The sequence below is a fragment of the Streptomyces albofaciens JCM 4342 genome (assembly GCF_008634025.1).
Lineage (GTDB): Bacteria > Actinomycetota > Actinomycetes > Streptomycetales > Streptomycetaceae > Streptomyces > Streptomyces albofaciens.
The window spans coordinates 617,833-639,910 of the sequence record NZ_PDCM01000001.1 but is presented as its reverse complement, the minus strand read 5'-3'; the positions used below and the strand labels follow the sequence as shown (position 1 = coordinate 639,910).

The following is a 22,078-nucleotide window of genomic DNA, read 5'->3' as shown; positions in this document are numbered from 1 at the left end:
GTGTGGATCACGGTCCTGAATACGACAGTACCGTCACACGAAGTGACGGGGGCGCTTCTCGGCGTTGACGGTGTGGACGGTCAGCGTCCCCGGTGGACCAGTCGTCCGCCCAGGACCGTCACCAGGCAGGCGCCACTCTCCCCGAACACCGCGAAGTCCGCCGGAGCGCCTGTCGCCAGGCTCCCCGGCCGCTCGCGCAGCCCCGAGCGAGCCACCGCCGTGCGGACCGCGGGGTGGGTGAAGGGGCCGGTGAGCGAGGTGGTGCCGGTGGCGAGAAGGCGTTGGATGCCGCGGCGGGCGCTTTGGCCCCAGCGGGTCCCGGTCATGCCGAGGGCGGTCAGCGCGTCGCCCGTCAGCGGGGCCGTGCCCAGGTCGTCGGCTTCCTGGGGGTCGGGGTAGTAGGCGGCCTCCAAGAGCGCCGCGCCGTTCGGTTCGTGGCGGCCGGGGGTCAGGACGCCGTCCCACTCCCGGCCCCGGGCGCGCTCGCCGTACCGCTCGTACAGCTCCTCGTACGGGCCGATCGCCTCGATGCGGTCCCCGGAGACGACGACCGCGTGCCCGGGGTCCACGGCGCCGTCAGGGGCGCGGCGGACACCGTGCACGCGGTGGATCGTCAGCATGAGGGGCTCACAGGGCGGGCCGGAGGGCCGTGCTCAGTTGGCCTCGACGAGCTTCAGCTCGGGGTGCGCCGTGCCGCCCTCGATCGCCGTGGACGAGATGTGCGAGGCCACCCGCTCGTCGACCGGGTCGTTCGCCGGGTCGTCGTGCACGACCAGGTGCTCGTACGTGGTGGCGCGCTGCGCCGGGACGCGGCCCGCCTTGCGGATCAGCTCGATGATCTCCTGGCGGTTGGAGCGGTGCTTGGCGCCGGCCGAGGAGACCACGTTCTCCTCCAGCATGATCGAGCCGAGGTCGTCCGCGCCGTAGTGCAGCGACAGCTGGCCGATCTCCTTGCCGGTGGTGAGCCAGGAGCCCTGGATGTGGGCGACGTTGTCCAGGAAGATCCGGGCGATCGCGATCATCCGCAGGTACTCGAAGATCGTCGCCTGGGTGCGGCCCTTGAGGTGGTTGTTCTCGGGCTGGTACGTGTACGGGATGAAGGCGCGGAAGCCGCCCGTACGGTCCTGCACGTCACGGATCATGCGCAGGTGCTCGATGCGCTCGGCGTTGGTCTCGCCCGTACCCATGAGCATCGTGGAGGTGGACTCGACGCCGAGCCGGTGCGCCGTCTCCATGATCTCCAGCCAGCGCTCGCCGGACTCCTTCAGCGGGGCGATGGCCTTGCGCGGGCGCTCCGGCAGCAGCTCGGCGCCGGCGCCCGCGAAGGAGTCCAGGCCCGCGGCGTGGATCCGGCGGATGGCGTCCTCGACGGTGGTCTTGGAGATGCGGGCCATGTGCTCGACCTCGGAGGCGCCGAGGGAGTGGATGACCAGCTGGGGGAACGCCTTCTTGATCGCGGAGAAGTGCTCTTCGTAGTACTCGACGCCGTAGTCCGGGTGGTGGCCGCCCTGGAACATGATCTGGGTGCCGCCCAGCTCGACGGTCTCCGCGCAGCGGCGCAGGATGTCGTCGAGGTCGCGGGTCCAGCCCTTGGCGGTGTCCTTGGGCGCGGCGTAGAACGCGCAGAACTTGCAGGCCGTCACGCACACGTTGGTGTAGTTGATGTTGCGCTCGATGATGTACGTCGCGATGTGCTCCGTACCCGCGTAGCGGCGGCGGCGCACGGCGTCCGCGGCGGCGCCCAGCGCGTGCAGCGGCGCGGAGCGGTACAGGTCGAGCGCCTCCTCGGGCGTGATCCGCCCGCCCTCCGCGGCACGGTCGAGTACGGACTGAAGGTCGGCGTTCTCGGTCACCGGGCGTCCCTTCGGAGGCGGGCATAACGACCGAACCAGCGTACGCCAGCGGTCCGACAGCCCCCGCGGCGGGCGGCGCGGACCGGTCGGGCGCGGGTGTCAGCCCCCGGCCTTCTTCAGGGACGCGTGGGGGCGGCCGCCCGCCTCGTCGTCGGAGGCGAAGGCGAGCGTGCCGTCCTTGCCGAGCGTGTACGTGACGGCCGCCTCGGCCCCCGTACAGCCGGGTCCAGGCTTGCCGTCCGTGCGCTCCTTGAGGGTCAGCGTGGTGGCGGTGGCGGATACCAGCTTCGCCTTGGCCTCGCACCGGGCGATCAGGAAGTCGTACGTGGTGTGGACGACGTAGTCGCCCTTGGTGCCGGGGGTGATGGTGCTGGTGATGGTGCCGTTGGGGAGGTTGTGACGGGTGATGACCGTGCCGGTCCAGGTGCCGAGGAACGGCCTGGCGACGGCCGACGCGTCGGGCCGGGCGTCCCCGGGCGCCGTGGACTGCCCACTGCCGGGCGGCTTCGCGGCCGCGTCCTTGCCGCCCGCGTCACCGCCCTGCCACGGCAGCAGCTGGAAGACGAACGCGGCGGTCGTCGCCGCGGCCAGCGCACCGGCCACGGAGAGCACGAGTGTGCAGCTCAGCCTGCGACGGCCGGGCCTGCCGGCACCGTCGCCGAGGGAGCCGGTGAAGGTGAGGCGGCGCTCCTTGGGGGCGGAGGGCGGCGGCGGTGGTGACGGTGGCACCGGCGGCTGCGTGGGGGCACCGGCCGTCGGCCAGGAGGGGTGGGGGTGGGGCTGGGACTGGGAGTGGCGTTGGGAGTGGGGCTGGGAGTGGGGCTGGGGCGCCGAGGTGGTGGTCGGAGTGGGGGCCGGGGCGTCGGCCGCGGCATCGAAGGGGACGAGGCCGGAGGGCGCGCCGTGGGAGGGCGCCTCGGGCGCGCTCTGTGCGGGGGCAACGGAGTCGCCGTACGCGCGGTCCGATGACCCGTACGCGCGGTCCGGCGCCCCGTACGACGGGACCGACGCGCCGTACGAGGGGGCAGACTCCCCGTACGAGGGGTCCGGCGGCCCGAAGCCCCCCGCCGCCTCACCGGCGCCCGCATCCAGATCCAGCAGCTCCACCACCTGCCGCCCCACCCGTTCAACCACCGGCGCCGGCAGCCAGCCGCCGCGCCCCGGGGCGCCGCCCTCCTCTGACGCCGGGCCCAGCCGTCGCGCGATCTCCCCCGGCTCGGGCCGGTCCTCGGCGCGCTTCGCCAGGCAGGCCGCGGTCACCTCGCGCAGTTCACCGGTGAGGGCGGGGCCGAGGTCGGGGTCCTCGTGGACGACCTTGTAGAGCAGGGCCGCCGAGCTGTCCGCGGTGAACGGGCCGGCGCCGGTGGCCGCGTAGGCCAGTACCGCGCCGAGCGAGAACACGTCGCAGGCGCCGGTGACGTCGCGGCCGAGGATCTGCTCGGGCGCCATGTAGCCGGGCGAGCCGACCGAGACGCCGGTGGCGGTGAGCGCGCCGCCGCCGTCCATGGCGCGGGCGATACCGAAGTCGATCAGCAGCGGGCCGTCGAGGGTGAGCATGACGTTGGACGGCTTGACGTCGCGGTGCACCAGGCCGTGGGTGTGTACGGCGGTCAGCGCCGCGGCCAGTCCGGCGCCCAGCGTCCGTACCGCGGGTTCGTCCAGCGGGCCGAAGTCCTCGACGGCCCGGGTGAGCGAGGGCCCGGCGACGTAACCGGTGGCCACCCAGGGGACGGGGGCGTCCGGGTCGGCGTCCAGTACGGGCGCGGTCCAGGCGCCGCCGACCCGGCGCGCGGCCTCCACCTCGCGCCGGAAGCGGGCCCGGAACTGCTCGTCGGCGGCGAGCCGCGCGTGCACGGACTTCACCGCGACGGTCCGGCCGCCCGCGCTGCGGCCCAGGTAGACCCGGCCCATGCCGCCGGCGCCGAGCCGGCCCAGCAGCCGGTACGCGCCGATGACGCGCGGATCGTCCGCCCCCAGCGGCTCCATCGCCCCGCCTCCCCCTGCCGGCCCGGATCGCCCACCAGCCTATGAGCCTATGACCCAGGTCATGCCGGGTCCGGTGAACCTGCACAGCGCCTTTCGCCTCCAAAGAGGTGGAACGCCAGCAACAGTCCGACTTGTCCTGCGGGGCAGCGCACCGACCGGAGTACCTCCGTGCCGCACCATTCCGGGCAGCAGCCCCCGTACGGTCCCGGGCAGCAGCCCCCGTACGGCTCCGCCGAGCCGCCCTCGTACGGTTCCTACGGTTCCGGGCAGCAGCCCTCGTACGGTCCCCAGTACGGCTCCGGGCAGCAGCCCCCGTACGGTTCCGCCCAGCACGGGCCGGGGCCCGAAGGCCCTGACCGTTCCGACCGCCGCGACCACCGCGACCACCGCGACCGCCCCGGTCACTCCGACCGCCGTACCCGGCCGCGGCTGCGGACCCGCGCCGGGCGGCGCAAGCGGTTCCTGTGGATCGGCGCGGCCGTCGTCGTCCTCGGCCTGGCCGCCGTCCCCGTACTGAACGCCTTCGACGTCTTCTCCGACAACGGCGACCCGATGTCCTTCGACCGGCCCGGCCCGGACGGCGGCACCTCGGGCGGCGCCGGAAAGGGCGGGCCCTCCGGTACGGCCGATCCCCGGGTGCGGATGCCCTCCGGCCCGCGCGCGGAGTTCACGACGGCGAACACGCTGGACGACGGCACCAAGATCGGCGTGACCACGCTGCACGGCAAGAAGTCCGGCTTCACGGGCAAGGTCTGGGTCTGGGCCCCCAAGGAGTACTACGAGGAGAAGTACGCCAAGAGCGCCTTCCCGGTCCTCATCGCGCTGCCCGGCGGCCCCGGCTACCCGGTCAACTACTGGATGGGAACCGACCTGAAGCTACAGAGCAGCATCAGCGAATGGTCGAAGTCGGGCAAGAGCAAGCCGTTCATCGTCGTCATGCCGGTCCTGAACGCGGACAACAAGAACTATTACGACGGCAGCGACATCCCGGGGCAGCCGAAGATGGGCACCTGGATGTCCGACGACGTCCCCGACCTGGTCAAGGCCAACTTCCGCACCTTCACCTCGCGGGACGGCTGGGCCTTCATGGGCTCGTCGTCCGGCGCCTTCGTCGGCCTCAAGCAGGTGCTCCAGCACCCCGACCGCTTCAAGGCCGTGATCGCCAGCGGCCCCGACCTCCGGCCGGACTCGCCGCTGTGGCGCGGCCACGAGCAGGAGATGCGGGCCAACGACCCCGAGCAGCTGGCCAAGAGCCTGATCGCACGCCCCGGTGCGCCGGACGTGCACCTCGCCTTCCAGATCGGCACCAAGGAGGGCGGCCGGGCCAAGCTGGAAGCGTTCATGAAGAAATACGGCAAGGGGCCGATCAAGACCCGCCTCCAGGTGATCGAAGGCGGCGGCCACAACGCCAGGGGGTACGTCCGGGGGATGGACGACGGAACCATGGAATGGATCAGCAAGGTGATACCGGGCCCGACGCCCGCACCCTGAGGTGACGCGACGTGGCGTGGCGCGACACACTGGCGCGCGCCGCGGAACGTGCCGCGGAACGTGCCGTACGGCCTATCGGTTCGCATGGTCGGCCGATTGACGCGACCCACCGATTCGTACGCTTTACCGACTTTCCCGGCGGGCCTTCTACGGCCCAGGAGATGCCCGTACGGGATCGTCGGCCCTTTCCCGGGACCCTGCCCGAGGGCCCCTCGGGACTCCCCGGGATTCCGGGGCTCCCAGTGTTTCCGCGCGGACCTTTCCGGCCCTTTCGACGGCCCCGGTGAATTCCGCACGGCTTCCCGGCGACTTCCCGGTGACCGCCCGGCGACTTCATGATGGCCACCCGGGCCACTTCCCACCGTCCCGTCGCACGACTTCTTAGCGGCTTCCATGCGGATTCCATGCGGATTCCGTACGCCCCCCGTACGACTTCCACGCGCCTCCGGTATGCCGCCTCTATGGGGTCGATATGTCGTCGCGTCGATATGCCGACCGCATACCCATACCCGACGCACCTGACGCACCCGTATCTGGCGCACTCACGGAATTCGCCGCCGGAATGGGCCCTCAGGCCCTCGGGTGCTCCAGGAGGTCCACCCGCACGTCCGCCGGATAGCCCGTCGTTTCTCCGGTCCGGCGGGCGAATTCCGTCACGCCGCGTAGCTGGTCCGGTCCGAAGCGGAAGTCCAGCGTCGTGAAGTAGCGTTCCAGCACCTGTTCGTCGAAGGCCTCCCAGCGCGCGGCCTGCTCGGCCACCTTGCCGACCTCCTCCAGCGACAGGTCGCGGGAGGCCAGGAAGGCCTCGTGCACCTTGCGTACGACGACCGGCTCACGCTCCAGGTAGTCGCGCCGGGTCGCCCAGACGGCGAAAACGAACGGCAGGCCCGTCCAGTCCTTCCACATCTGTCCCAGATCGTGCACCTGGAGGCCGAGCCGGGGCGCGTCGTGCAGGTTCGCGCGCAGCGCCGCGTCCCCGATCAGGACCGCGGCCTCCGCCTCCTGCATCATCAGGCCGAGGTCGGGCGGGCAGGTGTAGTAGTCAGGAGTGACGCCGATCTTCTCGGCCAGCAGCAGTTGGGCCAGGCGTACGGATGTACGGGAGGTCGAGCCGAGCGCGACCCGAGCCCCGTCCAGCTCCTCCAGGGGCTTCTGCGACACGATCACGCAGGACATGACCGGGCCGTCGCAGCCGACCGCCAGATCGGGGAAGGCGACCAGGTCGTCGGCGGCCCGCAGGAACTCCACGAGGGTGACCGGGGCGATGTCGAGATCGCCGCGCACCAGCTGTTCGCTGAGCCTTTCCGGGGTGTCCTTCGTGAGCTCCAGGTCGAGCAGCGTGCCCGTACGAGCGAGGCCCCAGTACAGGGGCATGCAGTTCAGGAACTGGATGTGGCCCACCCGCGGCCGGCTGCGACGGTGGTCGGCTGCGGCTCCTGCGGATGCGTCTCCAACGGTTGAATTGTCCACATGCGGAGGCTAGACCCGGTACGGGTCGAACGATGCGGCGGGGCCTCCTGTGGCCCCTCTCGGACCGCTCCTCCGCGCGGGTAAACGTGATCTTTGGCTCTTCCGCCCTACAACCGCCCCGTGCTACGCTCAGCGCAAGTTGCAGTTTGGTTTCCCTTGCAGTACAGAGCCTGCGGAGCATGTGACGCCGCAGGCTTTTGTAGTTTTCAGACTTCTTGCAGGTTCTGGAGCAGGGCAACCCTTTGGCCCAAGGAGGGCTTATGGCTACCGGAACCGTGAAGTGGTTCAACGCTGAAAAGGGCTTCGGCTTCATCGCCCAGGACGGCGGCGGCCCGGATGTCTTCGTTCACTACTCTGCGATCAACGCCTCTGGTTTCCGCTCCCTGGAGGAGAACCAGCAGGTGACCTTCGACGTCACGCAGGGCCCGAAGGGCCCGCAGGCGGAGAACGTCACGCCGGCCTAAGTTGCCCGGACCGACCGATCGCGGTTCGACTTAGCAGTACCCAAGGAGCCCCGCCTCTTCCTTTCGGAAGGGGACGGGGCTCCTGCCTTTTCGCTCGCCGCCGGGTTTGGCCGATTCACGGTGTGCGCCCGCGCGGAATCGGCGGGACCGGCCGCGGCCTCCGGCCCGCTTGTCCTCAAACGCCGGACGGGCTGGATTCTTCCGGTTCGGACCTCCTGACCTCTCCGCCCCCTGCGGCTACCGTGCTGTGCCATGACCGGGCCGACCATCGCGGTGCACCATGTGCGGGCCGTCCTCGGCGGGGCGCGGCGGGCGGGGCTGGACACCGTGCCGCTGTTGCAGGCCGCGGGGATATCGCCGTTGCTGCTCGGGGACGAGCGGGCGCGGGTGGCGGCGGAACGGTTCGCCCGGCTGGTCAACGAGTTGCAGCGGGCCACGGACGACGAGTTCCTGGGCCTCGGGCCACGGCCCAGCCGCCGGGGCACGTTCGCGATGATGGGCCTCGCCTGCGTGGGCTGCCCGGATCTCGGTACGGCGCTGGAGCGGGCCGTACGGTTCTACGGGCTGTTTCCCGGCGGGCCCGAGATGGCGGTGACGGTGTCCCGGGACGGCGACGCGTCCGACACCGACCGGGGCCGCGGGAACGACCAGAGCGCCTGGGACACCCCAGGTACCAGAGGCACCCGAGCCACCCGAGGCATCGGAGGCACTGGAGGCACTGGAGGCAACCGAGGCACCCGAGACAACCCCCACCCCGCCGAATTCTCCCTCCGCAGCGACCTGCGCCCGTACCCCGAGGGCACCTTCCTCGCCGAGTCCGTGATGATCATCTGGCACCGGCTGTCCAGCTGGCTCATCGGCCGCCGCATTCCGCTGTCCGACGTGCACTTCACCCACCCGGCCCCCGCGCACGCCCACGAGTACGAGCTGCTTTTCGACTGCGCGGTCCGCTTCGGCGCACCGCGCACCGCGGCGGTCTTCGACGCCCGCTGGCTGGCCGCGCCGGTCGTACAGGACGAGGCCGCGCTGGCGGCGATGCTGCGGCGGGCACCCGCCGACCTGCTGAGCCGGCGGGAGTACGGCACGACCTTCACCGAGCGGGTGCGCCGCGCGCTCGCGCCGGCCCTGCGCAGCCCCGGCCCGGCGCGGCTGCCGGAGGCGGCCGAGGTCGCGGCGCGGCTGGCGGTGAGCCCGGCGACGCTGCGCCGCCGGCTCCAGGCGGAGGGAACCTCGTACCAGCGCCTGAAGGACGCGGTGCGCCGGGACGCGGCGATCAGCGCGCTGGCGGCGGGCCGGGAGCCGATCGCCGCGCTGGCGGCGCGGCTGGGCTTCTCCGAGGACACCGCGTTCCACCGGGCGTTCCGGCGCTGGACGGGGACCACCCCCGGCGCGTACCGGCTGCACCCACGCCCCCAAGCCCTCCCGCACACCCCTGCCAACCCCCACACCCCTGCCCTCCCACACGCCCCTGCCCTCCCACACACCCAAGCCGGCCCGGCACCCCTGCCCTCCCGGGTCAGCAAAGCTGAGCGTCCTGGTCAGCGCCGTACTTACCCGTGAGTCACTACGGTCACCCCAACTATCCCGTCCTCCGGACCGTTGGGAGAGCCGCATGGTGCACCACACCCCCCATGACCGGCGTGCGTCCCGCGCGCTGCGCACCACCGCCGTCACCGCCGCCACGGCGCTCACCCTCACGCTCGGCCTCACGAACGCCGCCGCCGCTCCGCAGTCCGCTCCGAAGTCCGCCCTCCAGCCCACCTCCCAGTCGGCCCCGGCGGCCACACAAGCGGCCACACGCCCCGGCGACATCGTGAAGTACTCCCCCACCTCCTTCCACCCCCTCCCCGGCCAGCCGACCCGCACCCGCGCCTGGCACATGGAGTACCGGTCGACCACCGCCAAGGGCACCCCGAACGTCGTCTCCGGCACGGTCATCGTCCCGGACGACGGGCGCACCGGGCCGCGCCCCCTGGTCACGTACGCCGTCGGCACGGTCGGCCTCGCCGACGCGTGCGCGCCCTCGGCCGGCTTCCCCAAGGGCACCACCGTCGAGGCCAACCTCATCCAGCAGCTCACGGCGCGCGGCTGGGCGGTGGCCGTGACCGACTACGAGGGCCTGGGCACGCCCGGCGACCACACGTACACCGTCGGCCGGGCCGAGGGTCAGGCCGTACTGGACGCGGCCCGCGCCGCGCAGCGGCTGCCCGGTGCCGTGCGGGCGGGCGTCACCGCGGACTCCCCGGTCGGGATCATGGGCTATTCGCAGGGCGGCCAGGCGTCGGGCTGGGCGGCCGAGCTGCACGGTACGTACGCGCCCGAGCTGAAGGTCAAGGGCACCGCGACCGGCGGGGTCCCGGCGGACCTGCTCAAGGTCGCCGACTTCAACAACGGCAACGTGGGCGCGGGCCTGATCCTGATGGCCGCGGTCGGCCAGGACACCGCCTTCCCCGAACTGGACCTGGCGAAGTACCTCAACGCCAAGGGACGGCACTACGTCGACTTCATGAAGCGGAACTGCGTGGCGATCAACACCGTCGCGGGCCTCTTCAAGAAGATCTCCGACGTGACCGTCAAGAACCCGCTGGACGAGGCCGACTGGCAGCGGCGGCTGCACGAGTCGGACCTCGGTACGCGCAGGCCGGACGCGCCGGTGTTCCTCTATCACGGCACGCTCGACGAGCTGATCCCGTACGGCGTCGGCAAGCAGTTGCGCGCGGACTGGTGCGCCAAGGGCGCCGACGTGCGGTGGACCACGATCCCGTTGGGTGAGCATGTCATCGGCGCGATAGCGGGCGCGGTACCGGCCGCCAACTGGCTGGCGGAACGCTTCGCCGGAAAGGCGGCGGACGGCAACTGCGGCTGATCCGCGCCCGGTTCGTACATACGCGACAAGGAACCCCGCGCCACTTCCCCCACAGAGGTGACACGGGGTTCCCGCTTGCCGGGCCCGGCCCCCACCACGTTACCGGTGGGTCAGTTAACGTGACATCAGGACCCGGGCTCCTCACTCCCTCCCCGTACGTACAACTCCTCGATCTCCTTGGCGAAGTCGCGCGCGATGGCGGCCCGCCGCAGCTTCAGGGACGGTGTGAGGTGACCGGCCTCCTCGGTGAAGTCCACCGGCAGCACGGTGAAGCGGCGTATCGATTCGGCCCGTGACACCAGCTTGTTGGCGTCGTCCACGGCGTCCTGGACGTCGCCCAGCAGCACCTCGTCCGAGACCAGTTCCGCCACCGGCACCCGCTGCTTCTTCTTCATCATCCGCCAGTGCGCCAGGCCGTCGGCCTCCAGCGTGATCAGCGCGGTGATGTACGGACGGCCGTCGCCGACGACCATGCACTGGCCGACGAGCGGGTGTGCCCGCAGCCGGTCCTCCAGCGGGGCCGGGGCGACGTTCTTGCCGCCGGAGGTGACGATCAGCTCCTTCTTGCGGCCGGTGATGGTCAGATAGCCGTCGGCGTCGAGCGCCCCGATGTCGCCGGTCGCCAGCCAGCCGCCGTCACTCTGCCCGTAACCGTGCTCTTCGTACGCGGGGAGTTCGTGACCGTGGCCGTGGTTGTGGCCGTGGTTGTAGCCGTGGCCGGAACCGTGGCCGTGACCGGTCCCGAACGCGGAACCTGCCACGTTCCCGCTCCCGTTCTCCTTCCCGTTCCCGCTCCCACTCCTCGACGGCACCGGCCCGCCGGTCGCGGCGTCCCAGTAGCCGGTGAAGACCTGGGCGCCGCGCAGCAGCACCTCGCCGTCGTCCGCTATCCGTACGGCGGTGCCGGGCAGCGGCCAGCCCACCGTGCCGATACGGGGTCTGAGCGGCGGGGTGAGGGTGGCCGCCGCGGTGGTCTCGGTCAGCCCGTAGCCCTCGAAGATCTCGATGCCCGCGCCGGCGTAGAAGGCCGCGAGCCGGTGCCCGAGCGGGGAACCGCCGCAGATCGCGTAGCGGACCCTGCCGCCGAGCGCGGCGCGGATACGGCGGTAGACCAGCGGGTCGTACAGCCGGCGGGCGGCCTTCAGCGCCGCGCCCGGGCCGCTGCCGGTGCCGTGTTCCTTCGCCTCGACGGCTTCCCCGTAGCGCCGGGCGATGCGGGCCGCGCGGTCGAAGGAGGCGGCCCGGCCCATCTTCTCGGCGGTGGCGCGGCCGGTGTTGTAGACCTTCTCCAGGACGTAGGGGATCGCGAGCAGGAACGTCGGCCGGAAGGTCGCCAGGTCGGCGAGCAGGTCCTCGGTACGGATGCTGGGCGCGTGGCCGAGACGTACCCGCGCGCGCAGGCAGCCGACCGCGACCATCCGCCCGAAGACGTGCGACAGCGGCAGGAAGAGCAGCGTCGAGGCGGGCTCGCTGCTGACCGACTTGAAGACCGGGTGCAGCAGTTCGGTCGCGTTGTCCACCTCGGCGAAGAAGTTGCCGTGGGTGAGCACGCAGCCCTTGGGGCGGCCGGTGGTGCCGGAGGTGTAGACGAGGGTGGCGATGTCGCCGGGGCCGGTGGCCGCCCGCCGCTCGGTCGCCAGCACGTTCGGCAGCCGGCGGCCCGCCGCGACGATCTGCCCGATCGCGCCGGTGTCGAACTGCCACAGGTGCGCGAGGTCCGGCAGCCCGGAGCGGACCGAGCTGATCAGCCGGGTCTGCTCGACACTCTCCACCACACAGGCCGCGGCGCCCGAGTCGCGCAGGATCCAGTGCGCCTGGTGGGCGGAGGAGGTCGGGTAGACCGGTACGGTGACCAGCCCGGCCGCCCAGGCGGCGAAGTCCACGAGCGTCCACTCGTAGGTCGTACGGGCCATGACGGCCAGCCGGTCGCCGGGCCGCAGCCCGTGCGCGATCAGGCCCTTGGCCACGGCGAGCACTTCCCCGGCGAACTCGGCGGCGCTCACGTCCCGCCACGCGCCCCCGGCCCCCTGGCCCGCCTTCTTGCGCGCCAGAACCACCTCGTCCGGCGCTTGCGCGGCGTTGTCGAAGGGGATGTCTCCCAGTGAACCGGTCCGCACCGGCGGCGCCAGCGGCGGTACGGACACCTCCCGTACGACCCCGCCCCGCACCCGTGTGTGCGGCTCCACCAGAGCGGGCGCCGAGGGCCCGCGTTGCAGTTCCCGACCGGACTTCTCCCAGCCGGACATTTCCCGACCGGACTTCTCCCGGCCGGACCGTTTCTGACCGGACCTTCCCCGACCGGACATTTCCTGGCCGGGCCGTTCCCGACCGGACCTTCCCCGACCGGACATTTCCTGGCCGGGCCGTTCCCGACCGGACATTCCCCGACTGGACACGAGCGGCTCCTCGTCCCGCGGTGAGCGCGGCGGCCGGCGCACGGAGGCGGCCGGCGGCGGCGGACCCCGACGGGCCACAGGAGCAGGCCCGTTCAGGGCCATGGACAGCGCGGCGCCTTGCGTCCGCACTCTCGACCATCACCTGACCCGACAGTAACCTTACTTCGAAGTAAATTTACGCGAGGACCAGGAGTTGGCCAATGCCCGAGCACCGCCTTCCGTCCCCCGATCCGGCCCCGCGGCGCCCCCTCGCCCGCCGCGCACCGCACCGGCCGGGTGCCTGATGCCGGGCGAGGTGCCGGGAGGCAATCCGGGCAGCGTTCCGAACGGCACTCCGAGCAGCACTCCCTCCGGCACTCCCACCGGCGCCCCCGCGAGCGCTCCCGCCGACACCGCGACCGCCCGGTCCCGCCCGCCGCGGCTGCTGCCCGCGCTGGCCAAGGGCGTCCTGACCGGGATCGGCAAGCACCCGCGCCCGGACGCCGCGCTGCCGCGCACCCGCCTCGTACTGCCCGCCGTACGGATCGGCCTCGGCCGCGCAGCCTCGTACGCGCGGGTCTGCGGCTACGACGCGACCGAGCCGCTGCCCGTCACCTACCCGCACATCCTCGGATTCCCGCTGGCCGCACGGCTGATGAGCGCCCGGGACTTCCCGCTGCCGATGCTCGGGCTGGTGCACACCGGCATCGAGATCACCCAGTACACGCCGCTGCACCCGACCGACACGCTCGAACTCACCGTGTTCGCGGGCACGTTGCGGGCGCACCGGCGCGGCACCGAAGTCGTCATGACGACCGAGGCGCGCCGCGGGGGCGCGCTGGTGTGGCACGACCGCAGCACATACCTGGCGCGGCACCGGACGGACGGGGGCGAGGAACCGCGAGGTACCGGTTCCGGAGCGCCCCTCTCCGGCGCCCGCCGCTCCCCCGTCCCCCGCGAACTGCCCGTCCGGGCCCAGTGGCGGCTGCCCGCGGACCTCGGCCGACGCCATGCCGCCGTCTCCGGCGACTACAACCCGATCCACCTCCACGCCCTCACGGCCCGCCCGCTCGGCTTCCCGCGCGCCATCGCGCACGGCATGTGGACCTTCGCGCGCTGCGCCGCCGAGGCGGTGCTGCCGGGCACGCCGACACTGCGCATCTCGGCGGAGTTCCGCGCCCCGGTGCTGCTGCCCGCCACCGTCACGTACGCCTACGAGACCACGCGTACGGGCGGCAGCTTCCAACTGCGCGGCGGCCCGGACGGGCGGTCCCGTGTCCACCTGGAGGGGAGGGTGGAGACGGACGTGTGAGGGCGGCGGCCCCGGCTTCCTGACAAGCCCCCCCCCGCCGGCCTCACCTCCCCGGCGACCACCGCTCCCCGGCCATCAGCCGCCCCAGCCCGGCCCACGCGAAGTTCATCAGCGTCGCCGCGGTGTCCTTGGCCGACGGGCGCTCCCCCGCGCCCGGGCTCGCGGAGTTGGCCCAGTCGGCCAGCGATTCGGCGGCGCCCACCAGGGCGTGCGCCAGGCCGGACACTTCGCGGGCGGCCGGTTCGCGGGCGCAGCCCGCCTCCTGGGCCGCCGCCCCGATCATCGCGGTGACGAACTCGATGATCTCGGCGCGCAGCGCGGCGACTTCGACCGCGAACGGCTCGCCCTGCGTACGGGCCTGCTGGTGGAGCACCGTCCAGCCGTCCGGATGCTCGGCCGTGTGCGCGAAGAATCCTTTCAGCCCACTCCACAGCTGCCGGTCGGCGGACGCCCCCGGTTCCACCGCCGCCCGTACGGCCTCCGCGAGGGCTGTCGCCTCCCGCCGGATGACGGCGCTGAACAGCTCCTCCTTGGAGTTCAGGTACAGATAGACCAGCGGTTTGGACACCCCGGCCACCTCGGCGATCTCGTCCATCGAGGCCGCCCGGTACCCGCGCCGCGCGAAGGTCAGCACGGCCGCGTCGAGCATCTGCTGCTCCCGTACGGCCCGTGGCATCCGTTTGCTCTTCACAGCTCCCACACCAATTGCCCTTCTGTCCCGCCCCTTTACCCCCAAGTAAGTTTACGTTTTCCCACCTTGCCCGACCGCTCTTGACGAGATCACCTCCATCACGAGACGATACGACTCGTCTCGTTCGATTCGACGGAAGGACCCCGCCATGCAGCAGGCGCACCAGCAGTTCGTGGACGCGGCCCCGGGCGTGCGCCTGTGGACCGAGCAGCGCGGCCCGGCCGACGCGCCCCCACTGCTGCTCGTCATGGGCGCACAGGCCTCCGGCCTCGGCTGGCCGGAGCCGTTCGTGGACGCGCTCGCCGTCCAGCACCGTGTCATCCGTTACGACCACCGCGACACCGGCCGCTCCACCTGGTCCTTCGACGAACGGCCGTACCGCATCACGGATATGGCCGAGGACATCGTCCGCGTCCTCGACGGCCTCGGCATCCAGCGGGCGCACCTGGTGGGGCTGTCACTCGGCGGAATGCTGACCCAGCTCGTCCTCGCCGACCACCCCGACCGGGTGCTCAGCGCCACCCTGATGGGCACCTCGGCGATGAGCACCGCCCCGTACACCCGCCCGGACGGCACCGAGGTCCCCGTCGACGAACTGCCCGGCATCGCGCCGGAGGTACTGGAGATGTGGGCCCGCCCGGTCGAGGACCACGGCCTGGAGGCCGAACTCGACCGGCGCGTGGAGCACTGGCGGGTACTGAGCGGCGGGCAGCTGCCGTTCGACGCCGGGTACTACCGCGACCTGGAGCGCCGCGTCATCGAGCACACCGGCCGCTACGACGTCTCCACCGCCCCCTCCCGCGCCGACCACTCCGGAATGCTGCGCACCGAGGCCCTGGCCGCCAACGAGGTGCCCGTCCTCGTCATCTCCGCCCCGGCCGAGCCGGTCTTCCCACCACCGCACCCCCAGCACCTCGCCCAGGTCATCCGGGGCGCGGCCCTCGTGGAGATCCCGGGCATGGGCCACGCGCTCCCGCCGGAGGTACAGGGGCCGCTGGCGAAGGCGATCCTGGCGCATACGGGGGAGGTTGGCTGAAGGCGTACGGGTACGTACGGGCCGCACCCGAACCCATATCCGCGCCCGTACCCGTTCGCGCCCCGCACCCGACCCGCCCCTGCCCTGTCCCCTTCCCGTCCCCGTACGCAAAACGCCGGACGGGCCAGGGAAATCCCCGGTCCGTCCGGCGTTCGCATCACCGGGTGGAGCGCGGTCGGCGTCCGGCTCAGCCCGCGGCAGCCGCCGCCGGGACCGGCGTCTTCTGCTCGGACTCGCTCACCGCGCCGTCCTCCAGGTCCACACCGGCGGCACGGTCGTACGCGTCGCGGTCGAGGATCTTCTCCTTGGCCGAGACCAGGATCGGCACGACGACTTGGCCCGCCACATTCGTGGCCGTCCTCATCATGTCCAGGATCGGGTCGATGGCCATCAGCAGGCCGACGCCCTCCAGGGGGAGGCCGAGGGTGGACAGGGTGAGGGTCAGCATGACGGTGGCGCCGGTGAGGCCGGCGGTGGCCGCGGAGCCGATGACCGAGACGAAGGCGATCAGGACGTAGTCACCGATGCCCAGGTGCACGTCGAAGATCTGGGCGATGAAGATCGCGGCGAGCGCCGGGTAGATCGACGCGCAGCCGTCCATCTTGGTCGTGGAGCCGAAGGGCACCGCGAAGGACGCGTACTCCTTCGGCACGCCCAGGCGCTCGGTGACCTTCTGGGTCAGCGGCATGGTGCCGACCGAGGAGCGGGAGACGAACGCCAGCTGGATGGCGGGCCAGGCGCCCTTGAAGAAGTGCAGCGGGTTGGCCTTGGCGAAGACCGACAGCAGCAGCGGGTAGACGCCGAACAGCACGATCGCGCAGCCGACGTAGATGTCGACGGTGAAGGTCGCGTACTTGCTGATCAGGTCCCAGCCGTAGTCCGCGATGGCGTAGCCGATCAGGCCGAGGGAGCCGATCGGGGCGAGCCGGATGACCCACCACAGGGCCTTCTGCAGCAGCTCCAGCGCGGAGCGGCTCAGGCGCAGCACCGGTTCGGCGCGGTCGCCCAGCTTCAGGGCCGCGATGCCGGCCACCGTCGCCAGGAAGACGATCTGCATGACCTTCAGCTCGGTGAAGGGCGTGATGACGTCCTTGGGGACGATGCCGGTCAGGAAGTCGATCCAGGAGCCGGCGTGCTCGGGGAGCTTGCCGTCCTTGGGGGTCAGGCCGGTGCCCGCGCCGGGGTTGCTGATCAGGCCGATCGCCATGCCGATGGCGACCGCGATCAGCGAGGTGACCATGAACCACAGCAGGGTGCGGGTGGCCAGCCGGGCGGCGTTGTTGACCTGCCGCAGGTTGGTGATCGAGACCAGGATGGCGAAGAAGACCAGCGGCGCCACGGCCAGCTTGAGCAGTTGGACGAAGAGATGGCCGATGGTGTCGAGGGTGGTCTTCAGCCAGGAGACGTCGCCGCTCTTGGCGATCCAGCCGAGCAGCACACCGAGGACGAGGCCGAGCAGGATCTGGGCCCAGAACGGGACCTTGGGTATGCGGAAGGTTCTGGCGGTCTCGGGCGACCGCCCGGTCTCGGAAGACGTGGTGGACAACGGACACACTCCGGGGACAGACAGGCGTCGAAAGGTTGGGAGAACGGCGCACAGCGCCAGGAGACGGGAGGTCCGTATCGATCCGTACGGGATCTCCGGCCGCTGCGTGCTGGGATCAGCGGCGGCGACAGGCCGCGGACATACAGCGGCACAGATCGACGTGCAGGCGCGCCACGAGCGGGACGCCCGTGGTGTGGTGGTGCGCTACTGCTGTCTTCATGTCGAACACGTTAACACTTGAACTTTGGGGAACCCAAAGAGATTCTTTGGGAGCGGGGTGTGCGAGACGCCCGGATCGTCCTGCGGGACGCGTGATGCCCCGCCGTGGAGGGGTTTTCTCCACGACGGGGCATCCGTCGGCTGTGCGGCGCGTTACGGCGCCGGGGGTGCGGGGAGTCCGTTCCGCGCTGGGTGGATACGGGAGAGCCCGTCCCGCACCCGGTGGTGCGGGAGCCCGAGCCCGTTCCGCACCAGGTGGTACGGGAGTCCGTCCCGCGCCGGGTTACAGGAGGCCGTCCTCCTGGCGGGCGTTGGCCGCGATGCGGGCCTTCTGCTGGTCCACCTTGGCCACGATCTGCTCGGACATCGCGTCCCGCTGCTTGCGCAGCAGCACGAAGCTCAGCGGCGCGGAGATCACGATCGCGAGCAGCAGCAGCCAGATGGCGTTGGAACTGCCCACGCCGAGCGGGATGATGTGGAAGTACGCCAGTACCCAGACCAGCGCGAAGCACACGACGAAGATCCCCAGGCGCAGGGCGGTGTAGCGGAGCGTGGCGAACTTCTGGCTACTCACGGGCGGACCTTCTTCACGACGACAACCGAAAGGGTCTGCGTCCAGTCAAGCACAGCCCGATTTGTGATCTTCCGGGCCCCTGCCCCGAAAGCGGAAGGCGGCGCGCCGCGGCGCCGCACGCCCCGGTCACGTCAGCTCCCGCCACATCGTGATGTCGTCCCGGTAGTCGTCGTCGGCCACCTTGATCGCCGACGGCACGCGGCCCACTTCCTTGTATCCGCAGGCCTGGTAGAAGTCCTCCAGGCCGTTGCCGCCCCGGCAGGTGAGCCGGACGGCCTCGATGCCGTCGATCGAGCGGGCGGCCTCCTCCACGGCCGTCAGCAGCGCACGGCCCGCGCCCTGCCCCTGGAGGCCGGGGTGCACCATCACCGTGGAGGCCCACAGCCAGTGCCGGTGGATGCGGTGGGTGTTCAGGTGGAGGAACGCGGTGGCCCGCACCCGGCCCCGCCCGTCGCGGCCCACGATCAGCCGGGCGTGCCCCTCGGACATCGCCGCCAGGTGGGCGAGCAGGTCGCCGCGTACGTCCTCGGGCGTCACCGGGGGTACGTAGCCGACGGCGCCGCCCGCGTTGGACACCTCGGCCCACAGCGTACGGATGCCGTCGGCCAGTTCCGGGGTGACGGCGGGGTCCAAGTCGAAGCGGAGGTCCATGCCGCTGCTCCTGACCGCCCTGTCCGGGCTCACACCCGCATCGGCTGCGGGGCCTCGCGGCGGTTCGCGTCCGGGCCCGGGTACTCCTGGATGATCTCGTAGCGGGTGTTGCGCTCGACCGGCCGGAAGCCCGCGTCGCGGATCAGGTCCAGCAGGTCGTCGCGGGTGAGCTTGTTCGGCGTGCCGTAGTTGTCCGCGTCGTGCGTGATCTTGTACTCGACGACCGAGCCGTCCATGTCGTCGGCGCCGTGCTGGAGCGCGAGCTGCGCGGTCTGCAGGCCGTGCATGACCCAGAAGACCTTCACGTGCGGGACGTTGTCGAACAGCAGCCGGGAGACGGCGAAGGTCTTCAGCGCCTCGGCGCCGGTCGCCATCGTGGTGCGCGCCTGGAGGCGGTTGCGGATCTTGCCGTCCTTCATGTCCACGAAGTCGTGTTGGTAGCGCAGCGGGATGAAGACCTGGAAGCCGCCGGTCTCGTCCTGGAGCTCGCGCAGGCGCAGCACGTGGTCGACGCGGTGGCGGGGCTCCTCGATGTGGCCGTACAGCATGGTGCACGGGCCCTTGAGGCCCTTCTCGTGCGCCAGGCGGTGGATGCGCGACCAGTCCTCCCAGTGGGTGTCGTGGTCGACGATGTGCTGCCGGACCTCCCAGTCGAAGATCTCGGCGCCGCCGCCGGTCAGCGACTCCAGGCCGGCGTCGATCAGCTCGTCGAGGATCTCGGAGGCGGACAGCCCGGAGATCTTCTCGAAGTGGTGGATCTCGGTGGCGGTGAACGCCTTCAGGGAGACGGTGTCGGGCAGCGCCTCCTTGAGGGCGCTGAGGGAGCGCGGGTAGTAGCGCCACGGCAGGGTGGGGTGGAGGCCGTTGACGATGTGCAGCTCGGTGAGCTTGTCGCCCTCCATCGCCTTGGCGAGGCGGACGGCCTCCTCGATGCGCATCGTGTACGCGTCCTTCTCGCCGGGCTTGCGCTGGAAGGAGCAGTACGCGCACGAGGCGGTGCACACGTTGGTCATGTTGAGGTGACGGTTGACGTTGAAGTGCACGACGTCGCCGTTCTTGCGGGTGCGCACCTCGTGGGCGAGGCCGCCCAGCCAGGCCAGGTCGTCGCACTCGTAGAGGGCGATGCCGTCCTCACGGGTCAGCCGCTCCCCGGACCGGACCTTGTCCTCCAGCTCGCGCTTGAGACCCACATCCATGGATGCAGTCATCGTCCGGTCGCCTCCCATATCTCTGCCAAAATCGGGCTTCACCGAGCGTACTCCCCCGTTTTCCGGCCCCGGCGGGCCCCCATGCCTGTACGGCCCGGGAGCCCGCCGTTCCGGCGCGGGTCCGGCTTTTCGTACGCGGGGTCCTACGCGTCCTCGGGCAGCTCGCCGACGCGGTTCTCCCACTTGGTGGAGAGCACGATGGTGGTCCGCGTACGGGAGACGCCCTTGGTGCCGGACAGCCTGCGGATGGTGCGCTCCAGCCCGTCCACGTCGCTGACCCGGACCTTGAGCATGTACGAGTCGTCGCCCGCGATGAACCAGGCGTCCTCGATCTCCGCGAGGTCGCGCAGCCGCATGGCCACGTCCTCGTGGTCGGCGGCGTCCGAGAGGGAGATGCCGACCAGGGCCGTGACGCCCAGTCCCAGCGAGGCCGCGTCGACGGTCGCCCGGTAGCCGGTGATCACGCCGGCCGCCTCCAGGCGGTTGATCCGGTCGGTGACGCTGGGCCCGGACAGGCCCACGAGCCGGCCCAGCTCCGCGTACGAGGCCCTGCCGTTCTCCCGCAGTGCCTGGATGAGCTGCCTATCTACGGCATCCATACGCCCCTGACCTTCCATTCGCTCTGCAATCCCGGCTTTTACATGTAGAATCTAAGGCATACAGGGGCTGCGACCCTGTAAACCGTCAATCTCAGTTGATCAAAGACGATCTTTCACAGGAGAAGTCACCGTGTACTCGATCGAGATGGCCTACGCCCGCATGCGCGAGCTGCAGGACCTGGCCAATCGTTCTCGTGCCCACCGTCCTGCCGCCGCCGCTGAAGGCAAGCGCCGCTTCGGCCGCAACGGCTCCGCCAAGAAGCGCTAGTCCGCCTCCTTGGAGCCCGAGCCCAGCTCACCCACCCACCGCCGGTAGAGCCGGTGCGGCACATCCGCCGCGTCCAGCACCCGGCCGGCGACGAAATCCACCAGATCCTGGATGTGCGTCGCTCCCGCGTAGAACGCCGGAGAGGCGGGCAGCACCACGGCGCCCGCCTCGTCCAGCGTCACCAGATGCTTGAGGGTCTGCCCGTTCAGCGGGGTCTCCCGCACCGCGACCACCAGCCTCCTGCGCTCCTTGAGCGTCACGCTCGCCACCCGCTGGAGCAGGTCCTTCGACAGCCCCAGCGCCACCCCGGCCACACACGCCGTGCTCGCCGGCACGATGAGCATTCCCTTGACGGGGTACGAACCCGACGACGGACCCGCCGCGAGGTCACCGGCCGGCCAGTACCGCACCAGGTCCAGGTCCGCGTCCGTGATCGCGAACGTCCCCGGCTTGCCGTCCGCGCCGAGCGCCAGCCACTCCCGCAGGTCCGCGCGCCAGTGCGCGTCCCGGAAGGAGATGCCCGTCTCGTCCAGCAGCGTCAGCCGCGAGGCCCGGCTGACCACGAGGTCCACCGCCTCCCCGGCCGCGAGCAGGCCGCGCACCACGGACGCCGCGTACGGCGTGCCGGACGCGCCCGAGACCCCCACCACCCAAGGACGGCGGGGAACGTCGGCGGACCCGGCGGCCGGCCGGGCGGAGCGCCCGCCGGGCCTTGTGACACCGGGCTGACTGGGGTTGTTGTCCTGCGGTTCCACGGGATCGAGCCTATCCGGCGGAACCATCGGACCGGTCACGGCCGTTTGTCGGAGTGAACGGGGAAAGGAAGGTGCCGCGGATGATGACGCGAGCGCTGGAGCGTGCGAAGCCCGCCGCCGCGCTGATGCTGGGCTGGGTCGCGCTGCTGTGGGTCCTGGAGATGGCCGACGCCGCTTCCGGGAACGCGCTGGACACCTTCGGCGTACAGCCGCGCGAGATGAGCGAGCTGGCCGATGTGCTGCCCGCCGCCTTCATCCACTTCGGCTTCGACCACCTGGCCGCGAACACGCTGCCGCTGCTGCTCCTGGGCTTCCTCGCCGCGCTGCGCAGCGGTCTCGCCCGGTTCGCCGGTGTCGCCCTGCTCATCGCGCTGACCAGCGGTCTGGGCGTCTGGCTGACCGCCCCCGCCGGCAGCAACACCGCCGGGGCCTCCGGCGTCGTCTTCGGTCTCTTCGGCTACCTGCTGATACGCGGCTTCATCGACCGCAAGCCACTGGACATCGCCCTCGGCGCGCTCGTCGCCGTGGTCTACGGCTCGATCCTGTGGGGCGCGCTGCCGACCGACAACGGCATCAGCTGGCAGGGCCATCTGTTCGGGCTGGTGGGCGGCGTGCTGGCGGCGTTCGTCTTCCGGCAGCGGACGGCCGTGGCGCCGCTGCCGGGGGAGATACGGCGGATACCGTAAGCCGGCCAGGCACCGGCCAGGCATACGC

At 71.4% G+C, this 22,078-nt stretch carries 20 protein-coding genes; 8 read left to right on the top strand and 12 right to left on the bottom strand.

The annotated features are described in order from the left end of the window. Positions 1–80 precede the first annotated feature (80 nt). From CP973_RS03010 to CP973_RS03000, 3 genes are all read right to left on the bottom strand, one after another. Positions 81–620 carry an amidohydrolase family protein gene (locus tag CP973_RS03010; protein ID WP_150237331.1) on the bottom strand — a complete coding sequence of 180 codons (540 nt, stop codon included), beginning with the start codon at positions 618–620 and terminating at the stop codon, positions 81–83. Positions 621–653: 33 nt separating this feature from the next. Beyond that, a complete protein-coding gene (mqnC, locus tag CP973_RS03005; protein WP_150237330.1) occupies positions 654–1,853 on the bottom strand; it encodes a cyclic dehypoxanthinyl futalosine synthase in 1,200 nt (399 codons plus the stop codon). Between the two features lie 99 nt (positions 1,854–1,952). Then, the gene (locus CP973_RS03000; RefSeq protein ID WP_150237328.1) at positions 1,953–3,839 is read right to left on the bottom strand and encodes a serine/threonine-protein kinase; all 1,887 of its coding nucleotides are present in this window, start codon (positions 3,837–3,839) and stop codon (positions 1,953–1,955) included. A 168-nt stretch (positions 3,840–4,007) separates the two neighbouring features. Here CP973_RS03000 and CP973_RS02995 point away from each other — a divergent pair, with 168 nt between their 5' ends. Beyond that, a complete protein-coding gene (locus tag CP973_RS02995; RefSeq protein ID WP_150237326.1) occupies positions 4,008–5,330 on the top strand; it encodes an alpha/beta hydrolase in 1,323 nt (440 codons plus the stop codon). A 570-nt stretch (positions 5,331–5,900) separates the two neighbouring features. On the opposite strand, the gene CP973_RS02990 is transcribed toward CP973_RS02995, so the two are convergent. Then, complete coding sequence (locus CP973_RS02990) at positions 5,901–6,800, bottom strand: menaquinone biosynthetic enzyme MqnA/MqnD family protein (protein WP_150237324.1); 900 nt, start codon at positions 6,798–6,800, stop codon at positions 5,901–5,903. A gap of 260 nt (positions 6,801–7,060) precedes the next feature. Here CP973_RS02990 and CP973_RS02985 point away from each other — a divergent pair, with 260 nt between their 5' ends. From CP973_RS02985 to CP973_RS02975, 3 genes are all read left to right on the top strand, one after another. Next, positions 7,061–7,264, top strand: a complete 204-nt coding sequence (locus tag CP973_RS02985) for a cold-shock protein (protein ID WP_030667277.1) — start codon at positions 7,061–7,063, stop codon at positions 7,262–7,264. Positions 7,265–7,516: 252 nt separating this feature from the next. Next, positions 7,517–8,824, top strand: a complete 1,308-nt coding sequence (locus CP973_RS02980) for an AraC family transcriptional regulator (RefSeq protein WP_150237322.1) — start codon at positions 7,517–7,519, stop codon at positions 8,822–8,824. 52 nt (positions 8,825–8,876) lie between these two features. Next, complete coding sequence (locus CP973_RS02975) at positions 8,877–10,130, top strand: lipase family protein (RefSeq protein ID WP_150237320.1); 1,254 nt, start codon at positions 8,877–8,879, stop codon at positions 10,128–10,130. A gap of 125 nt (positions 10,131–10,255) precedes the next feature. Here the strand turns inward: CP973_RS02975 and CP973_RS02970 are convergent, their stop codons facing one another. Further along, positions 10,256–12,376, bottom strand: a complete 2,121-nt coding sequence (locus CP973_RS02970) for an AMP-dependent synthetase/ligase (RefSeq protein WP_150237318.1) — start codon at positions 12,374–12,376, stop codon at positions 10,256–10,258. 433 nt (positions 12,377–12,809) lie between these two features. On the opposite strand from CP973_RS02970, the gene CP973_RS02965 reads away from it, so the two are divergent. Next, positions 12,810–13,817, top strand: a complete 1,008-nt coding sequence (locus CP973_RS02965; protein ID WP_244409251.1) for a MaoC/PaaZ C-terminal domain-containing protein — start codon at positions 12,810–12,812, stop codon at positions 13,815–13,817. A 43-nt stretch (positions 13,818–13,860) separates the two neighbouring features. Here the strand turns inward: CP973_RS02965 and CP973_RS02960 are convergent, their stop codons facing one another. Next, positions 13,861–14,517 (bottom strand): TetR/AcrR family transcriptional regulator, encoded by a 657-nt coding sequence (locus CP973_RS02960; RefSeq protein ID WP_150237316.1) that lies wholly within the window; start codon positions 14,515–14,517, stop codon positions 13,861–13,863. Positions 14,518–14,656: 139 nt separating this feature from the next. Between CP973_RS02960 and CP973_RS02955 the strand changes: the two genes are divergently transcribed. Continuing rightward, complete coding sequence (locus tag CP973_RS02955) at positions 14,657–15,544, top strand: alpha/beta fold hydrolase (protein WP_150237314.1); 888 nt, start codon at positions 14,657–14,659, stop codon at positions 15,542–15,544. 187 nt (positions 15,545–15,731) lie between these two features. On the opposite strand, the gene CP973_RS02950 is transcribed toward CP973_RS02955, so the two are convergent. The 5 genes from CP973_RS02950 to CP973_RS02930 form a co-directional block, all read right to left on the bottom strand. Further along, positions 15,732–17,090: a dicarboxylate/amino acid:cation symporter gene (locus CP973_RS02950; RefSeq protein WP_150237312.1), complete on the bottom strand. Its 1,359-nt coding sequence runs from the start codon at positions 17,088–17,090 to the stop codon at positions 15,732–15,734. Positions 17,091–17,592: 502 nt separating this feature from the next. Further along, complete coding sequence (locus CP973_RS02945; protein ID WP_150237310.1) at positions 17,593–17,883, bottom strand: DUF4229 domain-containing protein; 291 nt, start codon at positions 17,881–17,883, stop codon at positions 17,593–17,595. Positions 17,884–18,009: 126 nt separating this feature from the next. Next, positions 18,010–18,534 (bottom strand): GNAT family N-acetyltransferase, encoded by a 525-nt coding sequence (locus CP973_RS02940; protein WP_150237308.1) that lies wholly within the window; start codon positions 18,532–18,534, stop codon positions 18,010–18,012. 29 nt (positions 18,535–18,563) lie between these two features. Then, positions 18,564–19,730: an aminofutalosine synthase MqnE gene (mqnE, locus tag CP973_RS02935; protein WP_150243055.1), complete on the bottom strand. Its 1,167-nt coding sequence runs from the start codon at positions 19,728–19,730 to the stop codon at positions 18,564–18,566. A gap of 155 nt (positions 19,731–19,885) precedes the next feature. Further along, positions 19,886–20,341, bottom strand: a complete 456-nt coding sequence (locus CP973_RS02930) for an Lrp/AsnC family transcriptional regulator (RefSeq protein ID WP_003986103.1) — start codon at positions 20,339–20,341, stop codon at positions 19,886–19,888. Positions 20,342–20,471: 130 nt separating this feature from the next. On the opposite strand from CP973_RS02930, the gene CP973_RS39820 reads away from it, so the two are divergent. Next, positions 20,472–20,609: a hypothetical protein gene (locus CP973_RS39820; RefSeq protein WP_003986104.1), complete on the top strand. Its 138-nt coding sequence runs from the start codon at positions 20,472–20,474 to the stop codon at positions 20,607–20,609. On the opposite strand, the gene CP973_RS02925 is transcribed toward CP973_RS39820, so the two are convergent. Next, positions 20,606–21,364 carry a UbiX family flavin prenyltransferase gene (locus CP973_RS02925; protein WP_244409250.1) on the bottom strand — a complete coding sequence of 253 codons (759 nt, stop codon included), beginning with the start codon at positions 21,362–21,364 and terminating at the stop codon, positions 20,606–20,608. The two genes, CP973_RS39820 and CP973_RS02925, sit on opposite strands and share 4 nt — an antisense overlap. 80 nt (positions 21,365–21,444) lie before the next feature. On the opposite strand from CP973_RS02925, the gene CP973_RS02920 reads away from it, so the two are divergent. After that, the gene (locus tag CP973_RS02920) at positions 21,445–22,050 is read left to right on the top strand and encodes a rhomboid family intramembrane serine protease (protein ID WP_150237306.1); all 606 of its coding nucleotides are present in this window, start codon (positions 21,445–21,447) and stop codon (positions 22,048–22,050) included. The last annotated feature ends 28 nt before the right edge of the window (positions 22,051–22,078 follow it).